The 23,810-nt window shown below is 45.3% G+C and carries 23 protein-coding genes; 7 read left to right on the top strand and 16 right to left on the bottom strand.

Annotation, left to right across the window (positions count from 1 at the left end):
- Positions 1–175: 175 nt before the first annotated feature.
- From ACMXYV_RS04365 to ACMXYV_RS04390, 6 genes are all read right to left on the bottom strand, one after another.
- Positions 176–811, bottom strand: a complete 636-nt coding sequence (locus tag ACMXYV_RS04365) for a sugar transferase (protein ID WP_415890551.1) — start codon at positions 809–811, stop codon at positions 176–178.
- Positions 812–832: 21 nt separating this feature from the next.
- Positions 833–2,011, bottom strand: a complete 1,179-nt coding sequence (locus ACMXYV_RS04370) for a glycosyltransferase family 2 protein (RefSeq protein WP_415890552.1) — start codon at positions 2,009–2,011, stop codon at positions 833–835.
- A gap of 1 nt (position 2,012) precedes the next feature.
- On the bottom strand, positions 2,013–3,104 hold the full coding sequence (locus ACMXYV_RS04375) for a glycosyltransferase (RefSeq protein ID WP_415890553.1): 1,092 nt from the start codon (positions 3,102–3,104) through the stop codon (positions 2,013–2,015).
- A complete protein-coding gene (locus ACMXYV_RS04380) occupies positions 3,101–4,600 on the bottom strand; it encodes a GumC family protein (protein ID WP_415890554.1) in 1,500 nt (499 codons plus the stop codon). The genes ACMXYV_RS04375 and ACMXYV_RS04380 overlap by 4 nt, the downstream gene beginning before the upstream one ends.
- Positions 4,590–5,084 carry a hypothetical protein gene (locus tag ACMXYV_RS04385; protein WP_415890555.1) on the bottom strand — a complete coding sequence of 165 codons (495 nt, stop codon included), beginning with the start codon at positions 5,082–5,084 and terminating at the stop codon, positions 4,590–4,592. Before ACMXYV_RS04385 ends, ACMXYV_RS04380 begins: the two co-directional genes overlap by 11 nt.
- 222 nt (positions 5,085–5,306) lie before the next feature.
- A complete protein-coding gene (locus tag ACMXYV_RS04390; protein ID WP_415890556.1) occupies positions 5,307–6,440 on the bottom strand; it encodes a beta-ketoacyl-ACP synthase III in 1,134 nt (377 codons plus the stop codon).
- 343 nt (positions 6,441–6,783) lie between these two features.
- Here ACMXYV_RS04390 and ACMXYV_RS04395 point away from each other — a divergent pair, with 343 nt between their 5' ends.
- Entirely contained in the window at positions 6,784–7,095 is a 312-nt protein-coding gene (locus ACMXYV_RS04395; RefSeq protein WP_415890557.1) for a hypothetical protein, read from the top strand.
- Between the two features lie 66 nt (positions 7,096–7,161).
- Here the strand turns inward: ACMXYV_RS04395 and ACMXYV_RS04400 are convergent, their stop codons facing one another.
- The 9 genes from ACMXYV_RS04400 to ACMXYV_RS04440 all read right to left on the bottom strand — a co-directional run bounded on the left by ACMXYV_RS04400 (position 7,162) and on the right by ACMXYV_RS04440 (position 17,490).
- Positions 7,162–8,283, bottom strand: coding sequence for a glycosyltransferase (locus ACMXYV_RS04400; RefSeq protein WP_415890558.1), 1,122 nt, complete (start codon positions 8,281–8,283; stop codon positions 7,162–7,164).
- Positions 8,284–8,295: 12 nt separating this feature from the next.
- The gene (locus ACMXYV_RS04405) at positions 8,296–9,027 is read right to left on the bottom strand and encodes an acyltransferase (RefSeq protein ID WP_415890559.1); all 732 of its coding nucleotides are present in this window, start codon (positions 9,025–9,027) and stop codon (positions 8,296–8,298) included.
- Entirely contained in the window at positions 9,024–10,829 is a 1,806-nt protein-coding gene (glmS, locus tag ACMXYV_RS04410; protein ID WP_415890560.1) for a glutamine--fructose-6-phosphate transaminase (isomerizing), read from the bottom strand. The genes ACMXYV_RS04405 and glmS overlap by 4 nt, the downstream gene beginning before the upstream one ends.
- A 132-nt stretch (positions 10,830–10,961) precedes the next feature.
- The gene (locus tag ACMXYV_RS04415) at positions 10,962–12,326 is read right to left on the bottom strand and encodes an O-antigen ligase family protein (protein WP_415890561.1); all 1,365 of its coding nucleotides are present in this window, start codon (positions 12,324–12,326) and stop codon (positions 10,962–10,964) included.
- Positions 12,327–12,328: 2 nt separating this feature from the next.
- The gene (locus ACMXYV_RS04420; protein WP_415890562.1) at positions 12,329–13,777 is read right to left on the bottom strand and encodes a lipopolysaccharide biosynthesis protein; all 1,449 of its coding nucleotides are present in this window, start codon (positions 13,775–13,777) and stop codon (positions 12,329–12,331) included.
- 204 nt (positions 13,778–13,981) lie between these two features.
- The gene (locus ACMXYV_RS04425; protein ID WP_415890563.1) at positions 13,982–14,950 is read right to left on the bottom strand and encodes a DUF4114 domain-containing protein; all 969 of its coding nucleotides are present in this window, start codon (positions 14,948–14,950) and stop codon (positions 13,982–13,984) included.
- 185 nt (positions 14,951–15,135) lie between these two features.
- A complete protein-coding gene (locus ACMXYV_RS04430) occupies positions 15,136–15,627 on the bottom strand; it encodes a hypothetical protein (RefSeq protein ID WP_415890564.1) in 492 nt (163 codons plus the stop codon).
- Positions 15,545–16,444, bottom strand: coding sequence for a hypothetical protein (locus ACMXYV_RS04435; protein ID WP_415890565.1), 900 nt, complete (start codon positions 16,442–16,444; stop codon positions 15,545–15,547). Before ACMXYV_RS04435 ends, ACMXYV_RS04430 begins: the two co-directional genes overlap by 83 nt.
- Positions 16,441–17,490, bottom strand: a complete 1,050-nt coding sequence (locus ACMXYV_RS04440) for a glycosyltransferase family 4 protein (RefSeq protein ID WP_415890566.1) — start codon at positions 17,488–17,490, stop codon at positions 16,441–16,443. Before ACMXYV_RS04440 ends, ACMXYV_RS04435 begins: the two co-directional genes overlap by 4 nt.
- 305 nt (positions 17,491–17,795) lie before the next feature.
- Here ACMXYV_RS04440 and ACMXYV_RS04445 point away from each other — a divergent pair, with 305 nt between their 5' ends.
- From ACMXYV_RS04445 to ACMXYV_RS04465, 5 genes are all read left to right on the top strand, one after another.
- A complete protein-coding gene (locus ACMXYV_RS04445) occupies positions 17,796–18,743 on the top strand; it encodes an NAD-dependent epimerase/dehydratase family protein (RefSeq protein ID WP_415890567.1) in 948 nt (315 codons plus the stop codon).
- Positions 18,744–18,991: 248 nt separating this feature from the next.
- Entirely contained in the window at positions 18,992–19,405 is a 414-nt protein-coding gene (locus ACMXYV_RS04450; protein WP_415890568.1) for a group II truncated hemoglobin, read from the top strand.
- Between the two features lie 58 nt (positions 19,406–19,463).
- The gene (locus ACMXYV_RS04455) at positions 19,464–19,766 is read left to right on the top strand and encodes a DUF3817 domain-containing protein (protein ID WP_415890569.1); all 303 of its coding nucleotides are present in this window, start codon (positions 19,464–19,466) and stop codon (positions 19,764–19,766) included.
- A 261-nt stretch (positions 19,767–20,027) separates the two neighbouring features.
- Entirely contained in the window at positions 20,028–20,330 is a 303-nt protein-coding gene (locus ACMXYV_RS04460) for a type II toxin-antitoxin system HigB family toxin (RefSeq protein WP_415890570.1), read from the top strand.
- A complete protein-coding gene (locus ACMXYV_RS04465) occupies positions 20,330–20,701 on the top strand; it encodes a helix-turn-helix domain-containing protein (protein WP_415890571.1) in 372 nt (123 codons plus the stop codon). The genes ACMXYV_RS04460 and ACMXYV_RS04465 overlap by 1 nt, the downstream gene beginning before the upstream one ends.
- Positions 20,702–21,253: 552 nt before the next feature.
- Here the strand turns inward: ACMXYV_RS04465 and ACMXYV_RS04470 are convergent.
- Positions 21,254–21,742, bottom strand: coding sequence for an Lrp/AsnC family transcriptional regulator (locus tag ACMXYV_RS04470; RefSeq protein WP_415883807.1), 489 nt, complete (start codon positions 21,740–21,742; stop codon positions 21,254–21,256).
- A gap of 351 nt (positions 21,743–22,093) precedes the next feature.
- On the opposite strand from ACMXYV_RS04470, the gene leuA reads away from it, so the two are divergent.
- Entirely contained in the window at positions 22,094–23,755 is a 1,662-nt protein-coding gene (leuA, locus tag ACMXYV_RS04475) for a 2-isopropylmalate synthase (RefSeq protein ID WP_415890572.1), read from the top strand.
- The last annotated feature ends 55 nt before the right edge of the window (positions 23,756–23,810 follow it).

Here is a 23,810-nt window from a genome sequence, read left to right on the forward strand (position 1 = left end):
TATGATTTATAAGGATTTAACGATTTTTTAGGTTGTATTAAATGAGAATGCAGCTCGCTATTCTCATTTTGCGAATCAAATTGTAAAACGTATTTTTAGCGCTTTATTGCTGGGCTTGGATGAGCTCAGAGCTATCGATTTAGACTCACTCTGGGCTACTACCCAATTTTCATCGTTACTGCCCCCGTCCGCACACCATCACGATCAGGGTTTTAAACATGATGCCAAAATCCGACCGGAGCCAGCCTACTAGGCTTCCAAGACTAAGTGCATAGGCATGATCGAAGGCAACCTTGGAGCGAACATCATCGATGGTGCGGTCGTAACCTTGGTTCACTTGAGCGAGGCCTGTGATGCCAGGTTTAATTCCCCACGTGCGCTCAGCAAAAAATGGAATCGCGTGTTCTAGTTTTTGATAGAAGCCAGGGCGCTCTGGACGAGGGCCAATCAGTGACATGTCGCCTTTAAGGACATTAAAAAACTGTGGTAGCTCATCCAGTCGAGTCTTGCGAAGAAAACGGCCGATAGTTGTGACTCTAGGGTCATCTTCTGTTGCCCAGGTCGCACCAGAAACTGCTTCTGCATCTAGACGCATTGTGCGGAATTTATACATCCAGAAGAGTTCTGTTTTTTCGCCGTTAGCATGGCCAATACGGAGCTGTTTAAACAAAATCGGGCCCGGCGAGCTGATATAGGTTGCCAGTGCGATAAAAGGGTAGAAAAGCAGACAAATAATCAGCCCTGTGGTTGCAACCACTATATCCATTAAACGCTTGGCAAAAATCACGGGTGTTGGAATATAACTGTTCATGGTGATCTCTCCTTATACACATTAATCTCTAACTGATTTCCAATGGCCTTTTTCTAAACCTGCTAAGTAGCGCAGACATCCAGTAAGGCCGTTGTAGTAACCGTTAATGACATAAAAACCGAGTTTGAAAGGTTTATATAAGATATGAGTTGGAGTTTTGTGTTCTGGAACCAGTGTGGATAGGCGTGCCAACGCAATGCCTAGCAGTTGGAGCGCAGTGAAAATGGCAAAAACATCTAGATAAAGTGCTAGTAAACTGCACAGGATAAATTGAGCGAGCAAGATCAGCGGCATCAGCCCTCGTAGTGCTTTACCGGAAAAGAAACTAAAGGCTGTACCGCCAAAGCTTGGTGAAAGTAACGAGCTCAGTCTGAGGACTTGTTGTAAGTTACCTGCGGCGATACGAATGCGTCGTTTATGATCCATATCGAGAGAAGAAGCTTCTAATTCCAAGCCGATAAGATCACAGTCATATTTACCCTCATAACCTTGCTCGATGATCTGCATAGGTAGAATAAAATCATCATTGATTGTATCGGCCTGTAGCGGAGTAAATAGGTCTTGGCGGATAAAATACAGAGCGCCATGCACACCAATCGCACTACCTATGCTGGATTCACCTTGTTTGAGCTTAGTTTGATAGTTCCAGTACTGCTTTTCACCTTCACTACCGGGAGATAAGAGTTTGTATGTGGCGGCAACAAAACCGGTTTTTGGATCATCGAAGTGGCGATTAACCAGCTTTAACGCATCAAAAGAGATCAGCGCGGAAGCATCACTTAATGCCACAATGTCGGCATCGATATTTGGAATGATCTGGTTAATAAGTGCGACTTTGCCGTGGTTTTTACGGAAGTTCAGGATATTGACATTTAAGTGAGCCAACTCGGGTGCTTTTAGAGCCTCACGAGCAACTTCTGCTGTTCTATCCTTGCAGCCATCACAGGCGATAATGACCTGCAATTTGTCGCTTGGGTAATCCAAACTGGCGATATTTCTTAGCTTATCTGCAATGAAATTAGCTTCATTGTAGGCTGGTACAAAGATACATAGGCTTCTGTAATTCTGCTCATCTATATCCTTTTCTCGTGGTGAAAGCGATCTCTTATTGAGCTGATTCATAATTAGAGGATAAGCAATATGGTGATAGATAATTAAGGTCCAACTCAGCGCAAATAGGCTTAATAGGAAAATAATCATTTTACGCCTCCTTTGGTTGTGACAGTAGCTGGAAGTAAGCGTCAGCGGTTTTATGTAGGTTGCCTTTTTTCAACACGAACTCTCGTGGGCTGCGACGTTTAGGCATCAGATACTGACGTAAAATGGCATGCTGAAGTGCGACACGGCTGCCCGGTGGAATCAGGTCGCCAGAGTCTGGGCAGACAATGGTTTTACAGCCTCCAACATCGGTCACGATCACCGGTACTCCACATGCCTGAGCTTCTAATGGTGACAGCGGTAAACCTTCGTTAAGTGAAGAAAGGCAGAAAATATCAATCGCGTGGTAAAAGGGAAGAGTGTCATCTAAGTGGCCCAGAAAAAATACGCGATCACTGATACCTAATTCAAAGGCCACGGTTTTAAGATGATTCAGTAGAGAACCATCGCCAGCTAGAACCAGAGACAGATTTGTATGAGTGTTGCTTAAGGATTTTAGCAATAGTTCATGGCCTTTAACCGCTTCTAATCTTGCGGCACAGCCTAACAAAGCCCCTTGCACTGGGAGGTTTAAACGCTTACGGCTTTTTAACTTCTCGATCGGTGTTGGTGGACAGAAATGCTTGGTATCTACGCCATTTTGAATAATATCAGGACGACTATTTGGGAAGTGGTGTAACAGTTCGTTTGCAACCGCTTCGCAATCTGCAACCAGCTTAAAGGTCAGCGATCGGATTAAATAATCCTGCAGGCGTTTATTGGCTGAGGCATTGAGGTGCCATGCATCATGTTCTGTATGAACATGGGGTAGTTTTAATAATTTGGCCGCAACTCCGCCGTAAAGCAGAGGACCTATATGGTGAGTATGAATAGCGGTAGCATTGATCTCTTTTAATGCGCTTTTTAAACGCAAAAATAAGCGTGGGCTAATGCCTTCTTTTTTGTGGAAGAACTGCAGTTGAGATTGATACTTTTCGAGTCTTGGCCACTCTTTTACCGCATCTTCATAACAGCCTTCTAAGCTAAAAATATAGACATCGGCCTTGCTGCTAAGTTGGTTTAACAGGTCTAAAGCCATGGTTTCGATTCCGCCAGGGCGGAGATGTTGGACGATTTGTACGATTACTGTATTCACGATGTACTCTCCTGCAATGCTAGATCTTTTAAATCTTTCTCAAGCGGCGGAATTCGAACGAGCACAGGGACATTTAACATCTCTGTTAAGGTGTCTTTACGGCGAACGGTGGTATCGAGGACTTCTGCGATTACAGCGAGTCCAAAACCAAGTCCGATGCCCGCAACAGCGCCGGCAATAACAAAGGCGATAAGAGGAAGGTTGATAGGTGCCAAAGGTTCAAAAGGTGGATCGATCAGCTTTACGCGTTCACTCTCTTCATTCTTACCAAGTGAACGAGTAACTCTGGCCATCTCATGACGTTCGGCTAAGTCTTCATAGATTTTTTGGCGAACCTGAATGTCGCGCTCAAGTTCTTTTAAACGACGCTCGTGCTGGCCGTAGCCATTCACGCGGTTTTGTAGGTTTTCTATCTCTGCAGTTAAGGAGCTGACCTCTTTGCTTAAACGTTCAATATGGTCGTCGGCTTGCTGTAGGCGCTCTAACTGTGAAATAAGCAGTGGATGTTGATTACCGCCTTGCTCTGATTCATTAGTCGTTGCGGTAGTAGCGATAGCCCAAAGACGCTCTAGTTTTACTTTATTAAGGTCGCCTTGGTTTAGAGCTTTCATGCTAGCTAAAATGCGACTGCGTTCTCTTTCTAGGGACTGTAACTGAGCCAGAACATGTTGAACTTGGCTGTGTTCGTCGGTGTATCGAGCACGAAGTTGTGTTAATTCTGCCATCACGTTGATGATGGCTTCTTCAATTTTGCCGACGACGGGGTTCGTTTGAGATAGGCGCAACGCTAGGCTAGCTTGAGCGGCTTTAGCGCCTTCAAGTTCGATGCGGCGTTCAGCAATATAGGCTTTTAGATTGGATAAGCGTGCCACATTAGCGCCATGCAGTGCGGGTAGCTCGCTTGCGAACTCATTTTTATATTCGGCTAAGGCTTTTTCTGCCGTTTGCAGATCGGCTTTTCGGGTCTCTAGCTCTTTCGCTAAGAAAGTTTCAGATTGAACGATTGATGAGCGTTGTGGAGCAAGTACACGCTCGACAAAACGCATACTGACAACAGACAGTGTCTCTTTCATATGCGTTTTTTCTTCGGCTTTGTAGGAGATCTTAATCAGATTGTCGCCAACCAGTTTTGCGGTTAGAGACTTCGAAAGTTGGCCGATGATGTAAGCCTTCTCTTTCTCATCCATCTCTTCGGTAATCATCTCTCGCTGCCAAGCGACGCCCGCAAGAATATGGCGGCTATGCAGAAGAGCATTGAGGGCTTCCATACGATGGCGAAGGTTAGTCGCGATCGATAGATCCTCTAAAAATGGGTTATGTTCAGAGGCTTCTTGAAACAAGATAGTGGTGGTTGTTTCATATTTTTTAGGCGACAGAATACCGATCGCCAAACCAATGAATGGCATAAGCAAAATAGGCAGCGCGATTAAATAGCGACGCCTCCATCCCGCCCATAAAATGGACGCGATGTTTTTGACTAATGCGCTACGAATCATGGTTAGCCACCGATAGGTTGTTGGCTTTTTTGATCAGAACCTGATTTGGCGCTAATGCAGGGGATAAGCGCATATCGGTTTTCTTGGCGCGTTTTTCTAGGAAGTTACTCACAGCGTTACAACGGTTAATACCTACACCGACCGCTACAAAACGATCAGCACTTTCACTCGGTGAACATTCGACGCTGAGTTTTGACGATTGAGTGTTGGCATATTCGTTGAGGTTATCTTTTTGTTTCTCATCTAATGCGACGGTGTCATCTGCGAAGTGCAAAACAAGTTCACGAGGGACATGATTCTCTGCGTAACCTTTCTCGCCGCGGGCACGGGAGAGAAGTTGATCTACGCTGATACTTTCTTCTGCTACAGGCGTGTCTTTAGAGCCTAAAAAACCTATATCCATGGTTTTTAGTGTTGCAGTACATCCTGTCAGTGAAAAAAGGCTGCAAGTGAACAAAGTGGTTGCAATAAACTTAGAGCGCATGATCTATCTCCTGAGCAAAATTTTGTTATTGCTCAAGAAATTGCAGCTTTCAGGCCAACCTAAAAAAATTGATCTGCAAGCCCCATGAATACTGGACTTCTGTTGCCTGAGTAGAGAGTGGTTGAGGCGGGGTGAACTAGGCTTTTTGAGGTTTTTCTCAAGCTGATTCTCAAAATGAGAATAAGCTTGAGAAATCTTCCAGAGGCATGTTTTTTTGAGAAATTAACGCTTTCTAATCACTAAGCTACCTATGGAATAGCCTGCGCCAAAGGAACAGATAACGCCTAAATCACCCTTCTTAAGATCGGATTGGTATAGGTTGAATGCGATAAGTGAGCCGGCAGAGGCTGTATTAGCATATTGATCTAAGATGATCGGCGCTTCCTCTTGCGAGGCTTCTCTGCCTAATAACTTTTTACCGATCAGTTGATTCATATTGATATTGGCCTGATGCAGCCACCAGCGAGTGACTTGCTGGTTTTCGATCCCCAGAGACGCTAACTGGGTCGAGAGGTGTTCTACGGCCATAGGGCAGACCTCTTTAAACACCTTTCTTCCCTGTTGAATAAAGAACTTATCCTGCCCAAAGGGATCGCTATCATTGGTGTAGGCAAGGTAACCAAAATTAGAACGAATATTGTTGGAGAAAAGCGTCACGGATTTGGTACTTAGTACATCGTAACTCTCTTCTGAAGTGCAGCTATCGGCGTTCTCCATTACCGTAGCGACAGCGATATCACCAAAAATGAAATGGCTGTCTCTATCACGCCAGTTATTCTGAGGTGATGTTAATTCTGGATTGATGATCAAAACCGCTTTTGCAGTCCCAGCGGTTAACATTTCATAGCCTCGTTGCAGGGCAAATGTAGCAGAAGAGCATGCAACCAACATATCAAAGGCAAAGCCCTGGACGCCCAATGCTTGTTGCACCTCGATTGAAATCGCTGGGTAAGCTCTTTCGGTATAGGAGCAAGCGACAATTACTGCATCAATATCAGCCGCGTTTTTATTCGCTTTTGCGAGCGCTTTTTTAGCGGCTGCTTCGGCCATTTCTGCTTGATGTGAAAGCTGATCATTGCCTCGTGGCTCAATGTAAGGGCGCATTCTTTCTGGATCGAGTGCGCCCTCTTTACGGTAGACAAATCGACTTTTAATACCTGAAGCTTTTTCGATAAATTCGGCATTTGATAGAGGCTTAGCTTCGTACTTACCAGCAGCGATCTCTTCGGCATTTTGTTGGTTATAGTTATCGGCGTATTGGTTATAGGCCTCTACTAATTCTTCGTTGCTGATACTGTATTCAGGGGTCCAAAGACCGAAACCGCTGATGACGACTGAGGAAGGGATCGAATTCATAAAATTGTCTCGGCAGGGCAGGTTATAGGGCTGTAATGGTTATAAAAGCCAACGTTAGATTGTCCCGTTAAACATAGCTTATGCCATTAACATAAGCGTTATTTTTTACTGGCAAATTCCTTCAGTTATTAAAGTTGAACTTCAAAATGGCCACTGCCTATCAGTCGCTTCTCACTATGAAAATAATTCCGAAGAGATTGCTGTCCCTTTCTCGCTGAAAATCCTATCAGCCACTATTGTTTGTGTGTATTAGGAAGGTTTGTTGATCGTCCGTCGGATAGTTAAATATCAAAAAAATTTAACTCGCCGTTCTATGGAGCCTTTTCTAAAGGAGGGAAGGAGTATGATGCTTGCAAGATGGCATATAGATGCGCGGTTTGGACACAAACAAACAGTGATTGATTCACTGTCTCGGTGGTTTGAAGAGATTGGCAGTCAAATAGGATGGACCTCTGGCAAAGTAAGAATTGTCACAGGGTCTGTAGGTGCCAAAGAGTCTGTTGTAATTTCTGAAGTGGTGATCTCGGGATTAACCGAACTCGATGAATCTTGGCAAAAATTAGGGGATATAGAAGCTCACAAGACGTGGAGTAAGGAACTAGAGCCTTATATTGTCTCCGGTTCACAATATTGGGAGATTCTTAGAATCGTCTAATCTGACGATTCTCTTTTTCAGGGGAATTAGATGCGATGATCTATTCCCCTGATTAATGGTGCTTTATTAAAGATCATTCAGCATCTCTTTTAAGTCCTCAGCACGTTGAGTCCAGCTTTCGCGGTTTACACGATTGCGGCGGATCTCTTTCATCAGTTCTCTGTGCTTTTCGGTGTTACCTATCTCTTCTATTGCAGCGGCAAAACCATCTGCCGCATTACTTACTTTTACGAGATCTCGATAACCGTCTAGCGCAGGGAAATCAGTACTTACCACTGGAGAGCCAGCTGCAAGATATTCCCTTAATTTCAGCGGATTGCAGGCTTCGATTTGTTCATTACGAAGGAAGGGCAATAAACCTACATCCCAATGCTGACTATAACTAGGGAGTTCATGATGAGGTTTAGGGCCTAACCATACGATGTTGGGTTGTTTTAGCAGCTTACTGATATCGGTGTGTGCAGGGCCGATCAACACGAAGGTCCAGTGGGGAAGTCGTCTAGCGACTTCAATGTAAAGCTCTTGGTCAAACCAGCCTGCTAGCGCACCGTAGAACCCAGCGACCGGACCATCAGGTAGGTCAGGTGCACGTTCTGCTGGTTGGCCGAACATCTCGCAATCGACACCATGGGGTAATACCAAAGTTTTTCCTGCTGGGAATTTCTCGGCCAGCTTAGGGCTTGCGGCAATAATTAGCTGACATTTTTCAACGAGCTCCTCTTCCATTGCAGCAACTGGTGCATGGTCCACACCATCTAGGGCAGAAAAATCATCACCACAATAATAGATGGCCGCGCGCTCGCCCATTTTGCCCACAACATCTACTGCGGAGGGTAGTGAAGTCCACAAAATTGGTGCTTCGCTTTGATCCTTCAGGTAAGGGCGAAGTTTGTTGGTGAGTAACTCTTTATTCACTGTTCTCGCAAGAGAGCTACCCGGGAACGGCAGTGCCATAGGATTTACCAAGCTTGGGTGTGCGCCAGATAACTTAGGCGTAGGCGCTTGCAGTAAAGCCTTGAGCTTATCCCAGATGCGACTCATATCGCGCAGATTCAGCCTAGGTTTTCTTAAGCCTAAGGAGTTTACCCATAACACTTCGTTATCGGCTAAAAGGTGCTTCATCAAATGCTGGGTGCTGCTGGGGTGTCCACCCCAGTCCTCACCAAAAACTAATAGATCGATATTCATGTGATCTCTCCTTTAAGCCACTTTGCATGGTTTAGGTTGAGATAGCGGTTTGATCACTTTTGCGGGTACGCCAGCTGCGATCACAAAAGGAGGCAAGTCTTGAGTCACCACACTTCCAGCAGCCACAATGGTACCTTCACCAATCGTGACCCCTTTCATTACGGTTACTCCGGAGCCTAACCAAACATTTTTGCGTAGGATGATGTCGCCAATCTGATCTTCCGTATCCGGTAATCCTTTGGCACGAGCTTCTGGATCTACAGGATGACCAGGGTAACCCGCTAGAAACCCCCGACCTGCGATACGGACGTTATCTTCCAGAACAACTTTGGTACCGACAGCGATGGTGGTTTGCCATGCGATACCTACGTTGTTGCCGATAATTAATTGTGGTGTTTCTTTACCACTCCAACGACCGGAGAAGGTGGTCTGGCCGGAGATACGACAGCGATCACCCATACTGATCTCAAGGCTACCTTGGACAAGCGGCATGCCTCCGTAGAGATACAATTGGCGACCTGCGTGGCTTAAGCGAGTCTTAAACATCGGTGTCCAATAAAAGACCCGTGCAAGACCGCTGATAAATCCAGTGCACAAGGTGTGCCCTAGGCGAATCGGTTTAAACACCAGATTTACCGCCGGGATTTCGAAATTGTGCAATGTGTAATGACAGGCTTTTAAAGTACGAGCCAGTGGATGATTACCTGCTTTAACCCACTGTTTAAGCCCTTGTAGTGTGTTCATTCTACTGTCACCGATTTAGCTAGGTTACGAGGTTGATCCACGTCGGTGCCTTTCGCCAACGCAGCGTGATAAGCGATGAGTTGCAAAGCGATGGTGAACAAAATAGGCGTCACGATCGAGTGAGCATTAGGTAGGGTTACGGACTCCACTTCTAGGTCTTGTAGCGAAAGTATGCTTTCGGAATCACCTAAGAAAATACAGCGCCCGCCACGGCTCATGACCTCTTCCATATTGGCTCTGGTTTTATCCAGAAGCTCGTCGTTAGGCGCGATAACAAACACAGGTGTGCCTTCTTCGATTAGGGCTATTGGGCCGTGTTTGAGTTCACCTGCACTAAAGCCTTCGGCATGGATATAACTGATCTCTTTGAGTTTAAGCGCACCTTCTAAAGCGATAGGGAAGTTAGAACCTCGACCGATAAAGTAAGCGTCTTGGCAATCTTGCATCGATGCGCCTATCGACTCGAATAGGGATTCTTGCTGTAAAACCAGATCGACCTGTGATGGCATAGTCGATAGCTCTATGCTCAAGTTTGATGCTTCGCTCAGATCAATCATTTTGCGACAGTATGCGGCGCGAACGGCTAAGGTAGCTAACACCGTCAATTGCGCGGTAAACGCTTTGGTTGAAGCTACGCCGACTTCGGGGCCTGCTTGGGTCTGCATACTGAAGTCCGTTTCGCGGGCGATAGTACTTTCAGCAACATTCACAATACCAATGGTCTTTTGCCCTTGCTCTTTGGCATAGCGCAGTGCCGCGAGGGTATCTGCTGTCTCGCCGGATTGAGAGATAAATAGAGAGATGCCCTGTTTGCTCAAGAGGGGGGAGCGATAGCGAAATTCGGATGCAACTTCGACATCAACAGGTAATTTGGCAATTTTTTCAAACCAGTATTTCGCAACCATTGCGGCATAAAAGGAGGTGCCGCAGGCGATGATGTTGAGTCTGTCGACTTGACTAAAATCTATCGGCGCTTCAGGTAGTACTCTTTGTGTGTGATAGAAGGTATCTCGGACACTATCGGTCTGCTGGTGGATCTCTTTATGCATGTAATGACGGTGGTTTTGTTTGCCCTGAGTGTGATCCTCTGCCTCGAATAACTGCATCTCACGTTTTATAGTGCGACCAGAGGCGTCAACTAGGTTAAAACCGTCGCGATCTAAGCAAGCTTGATCCCCTTCTTCTAGATATAAAATATGGCTAGGTGCGCCACTAAGCGCTAGTGAGTCAGAGCCAAGGCTCATTCCTTGTTCACTTTTACCTATGACCAAAGGGCTGCCGCGGCGAGCCGCGTAAACATGTTCTTCGTCACCTTTAAAAAGCACACCTAGAGCAAAAGCGCCTTGAAGATGGGATAGAGCACGGTTGAGGGCTTTTTCAGGCTCATAGCCCTGATGTAAGAACAGACTGATGAGATGAGGTATGACTTCAGTATCGGTCTGGCTTTGAAAGACAAAGCCTTCACTTTGCAGCCATTGTTTTAAGTCGATGTAATTCTCAATAATGCCATTGTGAACTACGGCAACATCACTATTGGAGTGGGGATGTGCATTTAACTCATTAGGTTTGCCATGAGTTGCCCAACGGGTGTGACCAATCCCTGCATAACTAGAAAGATGCATCTGATCGAGTTGGTTCTTGAGGTGCTGTAATTTCCCTTCACGTTTAACGGTGGTGATGCCATTAGGTGCAAGGATTGAGATACCCGCTGAATCATATCCGCGATATTCGATGTTGCTTAATCCTTGTAATAACTCAGGGACAATGTCGTTGTGATTAATCGAGCCTACTATTCCGCACATGCCTAATCTCCTGCAGATTTTTAAAGTTATATCTAGGTTTTGCAGAACTTGTGCCAGATTTATAATGTAATTAATTCAATGGCTTAGATGGTTTATGGTGGGCTGTTGAAAATGCTTTTCGCAATATGCGATTCACTTTGTTAATTGGCGCTTTTGATATTGAGACAGGGCAATCGCTACAGACAAAAGAATATAGATAGGCCAAGTAAATCCCATAGTTAGGAAGGTGCCCGAAATACAGAAACCAGCCAGTCCAGCCTGAACCGATTGGGCACAGGCGTACAGAACCGGCGAGTAGGGTAGATTATCTTTCGGGCGAAAATGCTGAACGGTAGTCAGGCTTATTTTGGCAATGCTGGTGATGATGGCGATAAACAGAATAAAGCCAAGGATGCCGGTCTCAGCCATCACCCCAAACCAAGTACTGTGTACAGCATGGTTTTTACCATCCCAGTGAGGACTGTATTCAAAGTAATTAGATATAAAGTTATTTAGACCGACGCCAGTAAGTGGGTGATGAATCGCCATGCCCATTGCGGCTTGCCAGGCGTAGATTCGACCCATCGCCGATTCATCAATCCCCTCTTCGTGGGCACCGCCGGAGGCACGGTCACTTACACCGGCAATTACAAATAAAATACTTAATGCACATACACCTGCACCGATCAGCAGTATTTTATTTTGCACTCTATGCCAAGCGAATACCGCACCGACAGCACAAATTCCTAACATACCGCCTCGACTTTGAGTGGCGATAATGGCACAAAATACCGTCAGAAATGCGCACAAACTGAGTAGTTTGATGGTTTTGCCAAAGCCTGGTGTCATAAAGCTGGCTAGGGCAAAACTAGCTGGAAATAAAAGTACAAGAGAAAGGTCGTTAGGGTCACCCAGCATAGAGCCGATACTACGACCAATAGTGACACGGGTGCCTTCTACTAACTCAAGTCCCATCTGTTTGTTAAACAGTGCTACTGCGCCTACCGCAATACCACAAAACATCATGCTGATAATCAGCACATTAAACTGTGATTCCTCTCTTAGCAGCCAGCTAATCGCAATCAACATTAGCGCAATTTTTACATAAGTTCCCGTTAGGGAATTAAGCGCTGCATCTCGATTAGTCGCTAAGACAGCGCCGATAACGACCAAGAAGAAAAAACAGATAAACAGTGATTGCTCGCGACACCAGAATACTTGGATACGCTTGGTGATTAGATTGATAAATAGAGATCCTAAAGTTGCGATAGCAAGTAACTGCGGGATTTTCAGTGGGTATAGCTGGGGGAAAACCTCGTGCAGTCTAAAGAAAGAGAAGGCGATAAAAGCTAAGCAGAGTAGGAAGGGCAGGCGTAAACCGATCAAAACCATCAGTGGTAACAGTGCAATGGCGCTCACTGCGGGGTGAGGTACGAGATACCAAGCCGCAGCAAGCAAACCTATACAGGTGAGTGCCACCAAAATTTGTGAGCCATTGCCCTCTATTCGAAGATTCATCGCTATGACCTATTCAGAAGTTGAGCCGTCATATTTAGAACTTTTTTCGGGATTGGAATCAGTCCCACTGCTGTAGCTGTAGCGATAAAACCAACAATGATGGCGCAGTTTTGCAGCAACACTAACCAGCTTAAAGGTGCTGATGAGATTAGGCTGATGCAAAGGACACCTACGGCACCTGTGAATAACAGACGGCGCAATTGATATGGAAGCTGTAATGATCGCTGACTGACCCAGTAAGTGGCTGCCAAGCGACTACCTAGCGCTAGACATGTGGCAGCAATCGCCCCCCATGCGTGGAAGATAGGAATCAAGGTTAAATAAGCAATCAAAGCGACGATCGCTGCAGCACCATCAATCATTGCCGGGCGAACGGTGGTATTTTCGCTCATCGCGCCAAAGGCGAGTGTTGACGTCATGTTATGCACAGCTGCTAAGGCAGCTAGCCAAGGGATAAAAGCGATTGAATCGTGATAGGTTGCAGGCGTTAATAAACGAACCATCGTTGGGCCTGCAGCTGCGATGAACAGTGCTGCGCTAATGGCGATGACTGCACCCAAACTACCGATTTTGGCGCAGCGAGTTTTGCCATCGTCTTCTTTAAGGCAACTAAAGCGACGGGCATGCCACCATAGGTCAAATGGTTGAATTAGCACGGCTGTAATCAGGCCGAATTTAGCAGCAAGAGCATACTGTGCCATCTCGGCGGTACCTACAGCATCAGCCAAGATCCAGCGGTCGAAGCTACCTAATACAAAACCGGATATGCCAACAAAGATCAGCGGACCACCGTAAATGGAATAGGTTTTAAAACGGGAGAATTCAAAGCTAATCCCGGTATCGTTTAGCTGCTTCCAGATTAACCAGCTACACAACAAAATGGCAGAGGCGAGCGTTGCGCAAAGCACGCCCGTTACGCCGAAACCCATAAACAGTAGCGGTACAGCAATTGCCACCTGCAATGCCACTCGCCCCGCCGTTCCTATTAGATACGACCAAGCCATACCAGACATACGCAGCCATGCCAGTGGGATCAAAATGGTACCGACCATAGATAAGCTGGCAAGAATCAGACGCGTATCCAGTTCGGCAATATCCCCTGGAAGTAAGCGACTGATAGGTCCTGCGAATAGCTGGCCTAAGATCAGTGCCAAGGTGCCAAGGCAGATCGCCATACCAAAAATATTGGCACTGGCTTGACGTTTTTCGATTTCGTTGTCGGCACTGCCAGCAAAGCGAAACAAGGTTTCAGCTAACCCCATACCAATCACGATACTTAATAGATCAGCCAAGGTTTGGAGTATGTCGAGGCGACCATAATCTTCTGGGGTTAAAAAATGGGTGGAGACAGGTACCATGATCAAAGCCAAGCCTTTTGAGAGGGCAATGGCCGAAGCGTAGATCAGACTGTGCTGAACCGCGGTGGGTAAATTAGCTATACGTTTTAACATGGTCAGCCTCCTTTCATTCAGATACCCAAGAAAGGAGCGAATTACAGGCCATGTTTGATAAAGTCTTTAAATTCAGTTGCTTAGTATGGTTCTTGGTTAGTAGGAGGGGATGTGGAGGTTAAAGAAAAGCTGATATTTAAATTTTGATTCGCAAAATGCGAAAACGGCCCATAGGCCGTTGTCGCTAGGGGTGAAGTATTTAGCCTAGGCTGATTTAGTTGGTTTACGTCTAAGAGTGAAAAAGCAGAGTAACGCCGTTAACAAACCTGCACTACCGCCGCCGAGAGAAGGCGCAGGTGCTGCCTGCATACTGATAACGGTTTCAGTAGATGGAACGTCTGCATACAAAGCGGTTACGGGGTCTGTTCTAATACTAAAAACTGCATCGTTAAAGTCGTTATCGCCATAAGGTCTGACAAGATCCTCAAAGCCTAAGATCATTTCACCCTCTGCAGAAATACTGCTCATCATGGCAACGTGACGAGAGTATTCATCCGCGTTATCTAAGGTTGCAAAACTATCATTCTCTGGGTTCAAGAAATCGATAGTGTACATAGCGAGTGGATCGGAACTAGTGTAATCCCAGCCCTTAACCTGACTGCCATCCCAGGCGTTTTGCAGTAGGAAAAAACCGACGTTGGTTCCTGCTTCAAACACAGTACCGCCTTCCATATCAAAGTCAGTGCCGTTTATATTGGTGATGTCGGCGCCACCTATAGTGACTGTATCACCTGCAAGTAAATTACCGCCGCCTCCTTGTTCTGATACGTTGTTAAAGATCATCCCTGTTTGGATGCCAGACAGGCCTTGTAATTCAGAAATACCGATATGACCGGAGTTATCTAAATCTATATCGCCAAATGATATGTTATCGAAAGCATCATCGGTGAAAGTGAAATAGCCTAATGAATTCCTATAGCCCGCGCCTTCATCAAGGAAGGTGATAGCCATATGGGCATCTTCTTGAAGGGTAATATTTGGATTGTAAGAGCTATTTAAAAACTCTTGGTTGACGTCGACACTTTCGGGCAACGCGGTTTGAACTTCGCTTAATAGTCCCTCTTCTAGTTGTATATTTACTAAGGAATCCGTTTCATCCTCAGCGGCCAAGGCATTCTGCGCGATAGAAATCATCACTCCTGTGAACACCATACTTCGTATTTGATGTTTCATATCTCCTCCTATACCTGCATGCATTTGAGGTATTTCTGACAGAGCTATTTAGGTTGCAGCAAGAGTCGTTCCACATAGTTGTAGCCTGTAACTTATTGATTTTGTTTGTTATGAAAGTTTCTGTGTCGTTGGTCGTTTTTAAAATGACTCTCAAATTGATAAATTTTCGCATTATGAAAGCGGCATCAAACATTGATGCGCGCTACCTTTTCTGCAATATGACAACCACCAATTTCGATAAAAGCTAAAACTGCAGGTTGGGCAGTCGCTGTAGATTTGGTGGAATAAATAAACTTGGAAACGCCAGTTCTGATACGGTCGATGGTGTAATCCAATTGCGGAAACTCAGGGTAGATCTTTCCCCGGAAAATAACGCCAAAACGATTATCTTCAGCCCTAATCAGGCGCTTCAGAATATGGCTGCCTTCGGCATTCCTAAAAAGAGGCAGCAGAGCAATAGAACCATCACATTGCTGATCCTGAAAACCGCTGACTTTATAAGGGCCTTGGTTGGCCGCTTCGATTGTTCCTAAATACCTAAGCGAAGGGATATCTAGCGAAACAGCTCCGGCTTGTGCCTCAAGAGTGCCGAGATTAATGGTTTTTAATGTTTTTAAACCGAGCGATAAGCTGGTGGATAAAATCAGAACCAGTGGAAGTAGAATGGCCATTTTCATAGTTATCTCTCCTACGAACGCAGATTAAAGTCACAATAAAGGTGAATATTTCGATGGCGGTTGCGCCAAATCCATCATGTAAAAAGCTGTACCAGTCGTGATCGATCGTCATGACGGATAGACGGAGCCCGTTAATGGTGAGTACTACTACAGCCAAAATTACGGCGTGTTTAATATCTCTTCGCTCAAGTTCGCCATGTTTTAACAAACTCAGGGTCAACCACAGCAGCAGCGCTAGAGACATATTGGTAAATGCTGAGCAGCCTGTAAGGACAAGCAAGCTATAGCCGTTAGCCTGAACAATCGTGTTGCCTGCAACGGCGGCTTCTATCTGAAAAATGGGTAAAAACAGACTACTGAACCAGGCATCGAAGGTCAGAATCTGGTTAGCAAATAAGGTCAGACTGAGCTGACAGCAGGGCTCCCTAATTGCCATTGCAAAAAGGATCGTGGCTGCAATTCTGTGTTTCTCCTGCATCGGGTGGCGTAACCATAGCCAGGCGGATGCTGCGGCGATCAACCAACTTAATAGGGCGCTAGGTATCAGTAGTAAGCCGCATAACAGAATGCCTGCATAGATATAGATCGGTGTCGTTTTTACCTTGTTAAAACGTACCTCAAAGGTCAGTCTGACACTGATAAAAAGTACGACCCAAACGACAAAACTATGCCCTAAACCGCTAAATACTGCAGCATTAAACGGCTCACTGAGCAGGGTTCTAATCACTTCTGGCAGCAGCGCATTTATCACCGCTAAGTAAGTTAGTAATGGGAAGAACAGTGATTCAGCAGATGCTTTGGTAGCTAAACTTCTCATAATGACCTCCTGTCGAACTTAAGGTTTAAGAAGCCTTTGTGGTGTGCCGCTTGTGCGTAGATCTCTAAAATTGAAGGGATTACAGTGCTATCGCTGTAGTACTTACAGATTCTGTGGTGAGCTGCGATCGACATAGCTGCTTTCTCTGTACCCGATTGGATCCACCAGTTTGCAATCACTTTGCCGAGCGCGTTTTCATCACCTGGCTGCACTAGCCAACCGGATTTATGATCTTCGATCAGATCAGGAATCGCGCCTAGTCGATAACTAGCCACGGGGATACCTTGGCTCATTGCCTCCAATGCTACTAAAGGTAGGCCCTCGCTTTTACTCGAAATACAGAGCAGACCTACATCGTCCCAATGCTGATCCATCTCGACCTGACCAAAGAAGTTGAGGTGGGGGTTCTCGCGTTCTAAATCAGTTTTGAGAGGACCATCGCCATAAACATAGCAGGGGAGTTCTTCAGGTAATTTTTCTGTAATCCGAGCAAAAGCTTCGGGCCCTTTTTCGTCGGAGAGTCGGCCGACAAAAGCGACAGCCTTACCGCGTTCCGTTTGCAGCTTGGCGGGGGCTACAAAGTTAGCGATCTGTTGCGAGGTAATCGGTAGTCGGGAAGAGATTTCAGGACTGACGCTAATAACACGGTCAGCTAATATCGATGTACAGTTATCTAACCAGCTGTAAAACCTTAATTTCCCTGTACCCAGATCCCCAGAGTGAAAAGTAGATATCACTGGGGTAGCCGTTAATTTTCCGAAGATACGTCCAACAATTCCAGCTTTATAGCCATGAGTATTTAAAAGACAGGGAGAGTGGGTGAGTAGCTTATACAGCTCTTTGTAGCTACTTAAACAGCGAAATGGCAGTCCCTCTTTAGTTAACTTATCTTTTAGAGGGTGCGCGCCGAAGTCTCGCATAAAGATAACTTCGCTACGGTAACCGTTTTGGTTTAGCCAGCGAGTAAGGTTAAGAATATGGCTCTCGATCCCGCCTTGATGGCGACTATCAACCAGTTGATAAATAAGCCAGTCGTGAATAGACATAATCCCTTCCTCCTATATCGCTGAGATTGTTCACCTAGATATCAGCAAGGCCTAGGCCATTCACAAGCTTCTCTAGTAAAAACAGCTGCTTAGCTCATTTAGTCAATCTGAACTGGCGAGAGGGGCTTTCAAATCAGATAAATTAACGCAATTTGCAGAGATGTTTCGCATTTTGAGAAACAAAATGCGGTTGTAGTTTTTGGTGGTTTGTTAACTTATTGAAAATTAGGGATAAATATTTTGGCTGGCTTCTTGCTGTAACCAATACATCAAGCAAATTGGTTTCAATAGTAAGGAGAAATACTATGAAATATCTGGTCACTGGAGGCTGTGGGTTTATTGGTTCGCATTTGGTTGATGCCTTGTTAGCGCAAGGCCATCAAGTGAGAGTATTGGATAACTTATCAACCGGTGTGGTGGACTATTTACCCGATCAGGTAGAGCTTGTATTGGGTGATGTGGCCGACTTAGCCATTGTTAAAGGTGCGATGTCAGAGATGGATGGCTGCTTCCATTTAGCGGCAATCGCATCGGTAGAACAATCTAATTCCGACTGGGTAGGCACACACAAAGTTAATCAACAGGGTAGTGTGAATGTATTCGAAGCTGCACGATATAGCGGCAGTAAAGACTCTATCCCTGTAGTTTATGCATCATCAGCCGCGATCTATGGCGACAACGCGACTATCCCTTTAGATGAAACCTCGGCTCCTCGGCCTATCAGTGCTTACGGTGCTGACAAGCTAGGCAGTGAACACCATGCCCGAGTTGCTTGGCTCAACCATAAGGTATCCACCGTGGGGATGCGTTTTTTCAATGTTTACGGCCCCCGTCAAAATCCCTCTTCACCTTACTCTGGGGTTATCTCCATCTTTATCGACCGCATTCTTAACAACCTACCGATTTCGATCTTCGGGGATGGTAAACAAACCCGCGACTTTATCTATGTAGCCGATGTGGTGAAACATCTGATCGCTGCTATGGAAAACACCAAAGGCGAAGCATCAGTGTTTAATGTCTGCACCGGACAATCCACCTCAATTTTGCAATTAGCGCGAACCTTATCGATGGTGGCGGGAGTAGAGGTGAATATCGAACATAAACCTGCCAGAACCGGCGATATAGCTACCTCGCTAGGTGACCCAAGCCGAGCATCAGCAAGACTAGGGCTACGTGCGGATGTTGGCTTAGGCACTGGTATGGCCTTTACCGTTGAAGCGATGAAAGAGAACTCGTTAAAAGAAACTGGCTAACACAACAGAACCGAATTTCTCCCGTGAGCTTGGTAAGTCTTACTTTAAATACTGCGCAGAGATCAGATTTAAAGTGGGGCTTACCTTTTTTAGTTTGGGAAGTATGAGAGGACTGATTTTAGGAGCGATTCATCGAAAATTACTACTAACTTCCACAATTAACCGACAGGTATTGGATGGGATAAATTGGTAAAATAACGCGCAATTTAAGAAAGCATTATTTTAGACAAGAGCCTGAGTGATTACTGATGGATACTCCCAGCTGTGAATACGGTGTAAACGACAATTCCTACAAGATGGCAGGTGAGATAGCTGGCCTAACTCAGTTGGTCGATGACTTTTATCAGTTTATGGATGAACTGCCAGAGGCGCAGACCATTCGTAAAATGCATCCAGACGACCTTACCGAATCACGACAGAAACTTGCCTACTTCCTATCTGGCTGGTTAGGTGGTCCTAAGCTCTTTTCTGAAAATTACGGTTCTATTCGTATTCCCCATGCCCACAGCCATTTTCCCATTGGCCCAGAGGAGAGCGAAGCGTGGATTTTCTGCATGCAAAAAGCGGTTGCACAACAGCCTTACGAAGAGCCGTTTAAGGTTTATCTGATTGAGCAGTTACGTGTTCCCGCAGAAAGAATTACCCAAGCCTGCCGCAGATAGACTTTCCACAGCAACGCTTTCTTTAAAAAGAATTTTTACCACTTTTTGAGCTTATTTAATGATCAAACTACTTCGCATCGTCAGCCTGCTTGAAGGCCTCTCTTACATCGCCATCTTAAGTGTCACACTTGGGTTTATCAGCCGAGATTATGTATCCACACTCGGGATGACCCATGGCATCCTGTTTATGATCTACGTAATTCAGGTGCTGAATATCTCACACAAAGAAAGCTGGACCTCAAAGCAACAGCTAGGCCTGATGCTAGCATCGGTAATTCCATTCGCTTTTATCCCAGCTGAAATCTACCTGCGGAAATTAGAGCAGAGCAAACGGCAAGAAAAGGAAACAACGGCGGCATAGCGAGGAGCTACCATCGACTTTGGCAGAAGAAAGATAAAGCAATGACCACCGAGTAGTGCCAGTTTTACTTAAGCTCAACAGGTTGGAATATCTGAGGGTGCAATAGCGAAGCGTATTGCACCGTGAGGGTTCCAGATTTGTGTAATACGCTCCGCTATTACACCCTGCTTACTCGTATTAGTTTGGTTCAAAAAGTGTAGAAATTGACAGGATAGCTAAAGCCTCCCATAATGGGAGGTGCGTGAAAGGGAGTTTCACTCAATGCGAATAATTTCTAAGAAAACGCTTAGGGAATTCTGGGAATCCGACCCTAAGTATCTGGATGCTAAAGGGCAGTTGGAAGCATGGCACGAAGAGGTGCTCAAATCCGACTGGAACACGCCACAAGAAGTCAAAGTACAGTTCAGAAATGCGAGTATTCTGAAAAATAGCCGAGTTGTTTTTAATATCAAAGGTAATGACTATCGGCTGATTGTATCGATAAATTACCCATATCGAATTGTGTTTATAAAGTTCGTTGGAACCTATAAACAGTACGTTGAGATCGATGCGGAGGCAGTGTAATGAACATCAAGCCAATCAAAACTGAAGCTGATTATGAAGCTACTCTAACGCGCATCGCCGAGCTTATGGATGCGGAATTGAACACACTTGAAGGTGATGAACTTGATGTCTTAACAACGCTAGTTGAGCATTACGAAACTAAGCACCATCCAATTTCAGCGCCAAACCCCATCGAAGCCATCCGTTTCCGTATGGAACAATACGGTCTACAAGATAAAGACCTTATTCCTTACTTAGGCAGATCAGGGCGGGTATCGGAAGTGTTGAATTACAAACGCAAACTAACCCTGCCTATGATCAGAAAGCTACATAAAGGCTTAAATATCCCAACCGAGAGCTTGGTGCAGGACTACGAACTCAAACAGGGCTAGATTTTATTGGATTAAAGGACTTAGATTCCTTTAATCTTTGAGATGGTTGCTAGATGGACTTTAGTTTTAATACGGGTATGCAGGTAATATATAGTGCTTGATTTGATAAGTATGGTGTCTTTTATAGGTTGTATCCTTATTCTTGTTCTCTATCCAAAGCTTATTAAAGATATACATGTTGCCGCAGAAAGAAATAATGAACGTGATAAGGTCTTCTTAGATCAGAATTCAACTTTGATAGGATCTAATTCTATTAGCATCAAACTTCTGATTTATATTTATTCAGGAAAGTTTAAAACAATAGATATCACTTATGAGTTATTAAAAAAACTCAATAGAGTTCGCCTTTTGATCTTTTGTCATTATGCCTTGTTGATCATATTTTTTCTTACGATCCTTTTAAGGAAGGGGTATTTGGTAGAAGCTTTAACTTGATACGGTCTTGGTATTAAAGGGGGTAGATCCCTTTAATCCAAACTATTTCTAGCAGCTAGTCACTAACTCCTTTGTTTACCTCTAGCCACTTCGTGGCGTCCTCTAGGCGAAGCCGTCCTATCCCCCAACATACCCCAAAGGCATCGCCGTACTATCCACAACCTTACGCATGATAAACGCCGACTTAACTCCCGTTACACCTTTAATCCGCGTGATCTTGCCGAGCAATATATCGTGGTAACAGTCCATATCTGCAACCGCCACTTTTAACTGGTAGTCAGCGTCGTGGCCTGTGATCAGGTAGCACTCCATGACTTCCGGTAAAGACTGAATCGTGCGTTCAAACTCTTCAAATCGTTCGGGGATATGTTTATCCATGCTGATATGCAGGATGGCGATGAGGTTTAGATCGATTGCGCGTTCATTTAGACGGACTACGCGATCGCGAATAACGCCGGATTCTTCCAGTTGTTTTACCCGGCGAGAGCAGGGGGCTGCGGTAAGGCCAACGCGCTCGGCTAGCTCCTGATTAGATAGGTCGCCGTTTTCCTGTAATTCTCGCAATATTTTTAAGTCGAAGCGGTCTAAATTGACAGTAGATTTCATGGTTTTTTGTTTGTGCGCAATAAAATATGTCTGTTAAGTTTATTTCCTTTTGTTTTGTTGCGCAAATGACGAAATAAAGTTGTTTTTAGATCGGTAATTGCGCATGTACCTCTATAAACTTCTCTTCATCGGTTGAGGGGTAACAAATTACATATCAATCAGTATGTGAGGGGGTAATCATCATGAGTGAGCGCTGCCAGCCTACGAAGGTTTATCGAATCTTTAACTCAAAAACTGATACCACAAGTGTCTACTGAAAAACTTCCCGCTGTCATTGCTTCCCCAAAGGCGCCTGACAGCGGGTTTTGCCGTTTAGGCTATCTGCTCGAATAAAAATAATGGATTCGCACTATGTTTGATCATCGTAAATATCGTCGTTTTGAAACTGTCCGTTTGACCGATCGCACCTGGCCAGATCAAGAGATCAATAAAGCACCGGATTGGTGTAGCGTAGATCTGCGCGATGGTAACCAAGCGCTGATCAATCCAATGAATGTAGAGCAGAAAACCCGTATGTTTACCTTGTTGGTAAAAATGGGGTTTAAAGAGATTGAAGTCGGCTTCCCATCAGCATCTCAGCCTGACTTTGATTTTGTGCGTAAGTTAATTGAAGAAAACCGAATCCCAGAAGATGTAACGATTCAGGTGCTTACCCAAGCACGCGAAGGTTTGATTGAGCGTACCTTTGAATCCCTTGAAGGCGTGCGTCGCGCCAATGTTCATGTGTATAACTCCACTTCGGTTGTACAGCGCCAGCAAGTGTTCAACATGAGTAAAGACGAGATCAAAGGTATTGCGGTACAAGGTGCGCAGTGGGTGCGTGATTATGCGGCTAAATACCCTGCGACAGAGTGGGAGTTTCAGTACTCACCAGAAAGCTTTACCGGTACAGAGATGGATTATGCGGTTGAAGTCTGTGATGCTGTCATCGCTGAATGGAAACCAGAAACAGGGCAGGCGGTTGTGATCAATCTACCTGCAACAGTTGAGATGTCCACACCGAATGTTTTTGCCGATCAGGTTGAGTATTTCTGCCGTCACTTAAAACAGCGTGATCAAGTACGTATCAGCTTACATACCCACAATGACCGTGGCTGCGGTGTTGCGGCCGCAGAGTTGGGTGTTATGGCGGGTGCCGATCGTGTCGAAGGTACCTTGATGGGTAACGGTGAGCGTACCGGTAATATGGATATCATCACCATGGGTATGAACCTTTACTCACAGGGTGTTGATCCAGAATTGGATTTCTCGGATATCAAAGAGATTATTGAGGTGGTTGAGTATTGTAACGAACTACCTGTTTCTGCCCGTCATCCATGGGCAGGTGAGTTGGTTTATACCGCTTTCTCAGGTAGTCATCAGGACGCGATTCGTAAGTCTGTTAACTACCACCAAGAGCATAATCAACTACATTGGGATGTGGCTTACTTGCCAATCGATCCACGCGATATTAACCGTGAATATGAAGCGGTTGTGCGTATTAACAGCCAAAGCGGTAAGGGCGGTGTGGCCTTGGTATTGGAGCGTGATTACGGTATCCAGCTACCAAAATGGATGCATATCCCACTAAGTAAAGTGGTGCAGTCTGCTGCTGAGCAAAAGGGTATCGAGATCTCTCCTGAAGTGATCCACCAACTTTATCAACAGCACTTTGTTGCTGTACCAGAGCAATGGCAGCTTGATCGTTACGATCTGCACACTGACAACCAACAAGTTGAAGCTAAATTCAGCGTTGGTAACACTGTATTTAACGGTCAAGGTACCGGTGCTCTAGAAGCGCTAAGTGATGCCCTAGAGAAACAGTATGCTTGCTCCATAGAGATCACTCAGTTTGATGAACATGCCATCGCGACTGGCACAGCAGCGCAAGCGCAAGCAGCAATAGCTATGACAGTGAATGGTGTCAGTGCGCAAGGTGTTGCAACCAAGGAAGATACATCTGCTGCAGCACTGCAAGCAGCGCTAATCGCCTTTAGCCGAATTGCTGAGCAGAACGCGGTAAGTGCGGCTTAAACTCGAAAAGAATATGCAGCTACAGATCTGATCTGTAGCTGCAAAATAACGATCA

This window comes from Neptuniibacter sp. SY11_33 (genome assembly GCF_047778025.1).
In the GTDB taxonomy this organism is placed as follows: domain Bacteria; phylum Pseudomonadota; class Gammaproteobacteria; order Pseudomonadales; family Balneatricaceae; genus Neptuniibacter.

What these genes read in the sequence shown, in the direction of transcription:
- ACMXYV_RS04370 (WP_415890552.1), bottom strand. Translation starts at nt 2,011, where the DNA reads ATGATTATTTTCCTATTAAGCCTATTTGCGCTGAGTTGGACCTTAATT.
- ACMXYV_RS04445 (WP_415890567.1), top strand. Translation starts at nt 17,796, where the DNA reads ATGAAATATCTGGTCACTGGAGGCTGTGGGTTTATTGGTTCGCATTTG.
- ACMXYV_RS04385 (WP_415890555.1), bottom strand. Translation starts at nt 5,084, where the DNA reads ATGCGCTCTAAGTTTATTGCAACCACTTTGTTCACTTGCAGCCTTTTT.
- ACMXYV_RS04405 (WP_415890559.1), bottom strand. Translation starts at nt 9,027, where the DNA reads ATGAACACACTACAAGGGCTTAAACAGTGGGTTAAAGCAGGTAATCAT.
- ACMXYV_RS04380 (WP_415890554.1), bottom strand. Translation starts at nt 4,600, where the DNA reads ATGATTCGTAGCGCATTAGTCAAAAACATCGCGTCCATTTTATGGGCG.
- ACMXYV_RS04455 (WP_415890569.1), top strand. Translation starts at nt 19,464, where the DNA reads ATGATCAAACTACTTCGCATCGTCAGCCTGCTTGAAGGCCTCTCTTAC.
- leuA (WP_415890572.1), top strand. Translation starts at nt 22,094, where the DNA reads ATGTTTGATCATCGTAAATATCGTCGTTTTGAAACTGTCCGTTTGACC.
- ACMXYV_RS04415 (WP_415890561.1), bottom strand. Translation starts at nt 12,326, where the DNA reads ATGAATCTTCGAATAGAGGGCAATGGCTCACAAATTTTGGTGGCACTC.
- ACMXYV_RS04465 (WP_415890571.1), top strand. Translation starts at nt 20,330, where the DNA reads ATGAACATCAAGCCAATCAAAACTGAAGCTGATTATGAAGCTACTCTA.
- ACMXYV_RS04395 (WP_415890557.1), top strand. Translation starts at nt 6,784, where the DNA reads ATGATGCTTGCAAGATGGCATATAGATGCGCGGTTTGGACACAAACAA.
- ACMXYV_RS04435 (WP_415890565.1), bottom strand. Translation starts at nt 16,444, where the DNA reads ATGAGAAGTTTAGCTACCAAAGCATCTGCTGAATCACTGTTCTTCCCA.
- ACMXYV_RS04430 (WP_415890564.1), bottom strand. Translation starts at nt 15,627, where the DNA reads ATGAAAATGGCCATTCTACTTCCACTGGTTCTGATTTTATCCACCAGC.
- ACMXYV_RS04440 (WP_415890566.1), bottom strand. Translation starts at nt 17,490, where the DNA reads ATGTCTATTCACGACTGGCTTATTTATCAACTGGTTGATAGTCGCCAT.
- ACMXYV_RS04420 (WP_415890562.1), bottom strand. Translation starts at nt 13,777, where the DNA reads ATGTTAAAACGTATAGCTAATTTACCCACCGCGGTTCAGCACAGTCTG.
- ACMXYV_RS04425 (WP_415890563.1), bottom strand. Translation starts at nt 14,950, where the DNA reads ATGAAACATCAAATACGAAGTATGGTGTTCACAGGAGTGATGATTTCT.
- ACMXYV_RS04450 (WP_415890568.1), top strand. Translation starts at nt 18,992, where the DNA reads ATGGATACTCCCAGCTGTGAATACGGTGTAAACGACAATTCCTACAAG.
- ACMXYV_RS04470 (WP_415883807.1), bottom strand. Translation starts at nt 21,742, where the DNA reads ATGAAATCTACTGTCAATTTAGACCGCTTCGACTTAAAAATATTGCGA.
- ACMXYV_RS04390 (WP_415890556.1), bottom strand. Translation starts at nt 6,440, where the DNA reads ATGAATTCGATCCCTTCCTCAGTCGTCATCAGCGGTTTCGGTCTTTGG.
- ACMXYV_RS04460 (WP_415890570.1), top strand. Translation starts at nt 20,028, where the DNA reads ATGCGAATAATTTCTAAGAAAACGCTTAGGGAATTCTGGGAATCCGAC.
- ACMXYV_RS04400 (WP_415890558.1), bottom strand. Translation starts at nt 8,283, where the DNA reads ATGAATATCGATCTATTAGTTTTTGGTGAGGACTGGGGTGGACACCCC.
- ACMXYV_RS04365 (WP_415890551.1), bottom strand. Translation starts at nt 811, where the DNA reads ATGAACAGTTATATTCCAACACCCGTGATTTTTGCCAAGCGTTTAATG.
- glmS (WP_415890560.1), bottom strand. Translation starts at nt 10,829, where the DNA reads ATGTGCGGAATAGTAGGCTCGATTAATCACAACGACATTGTCCCTGAG.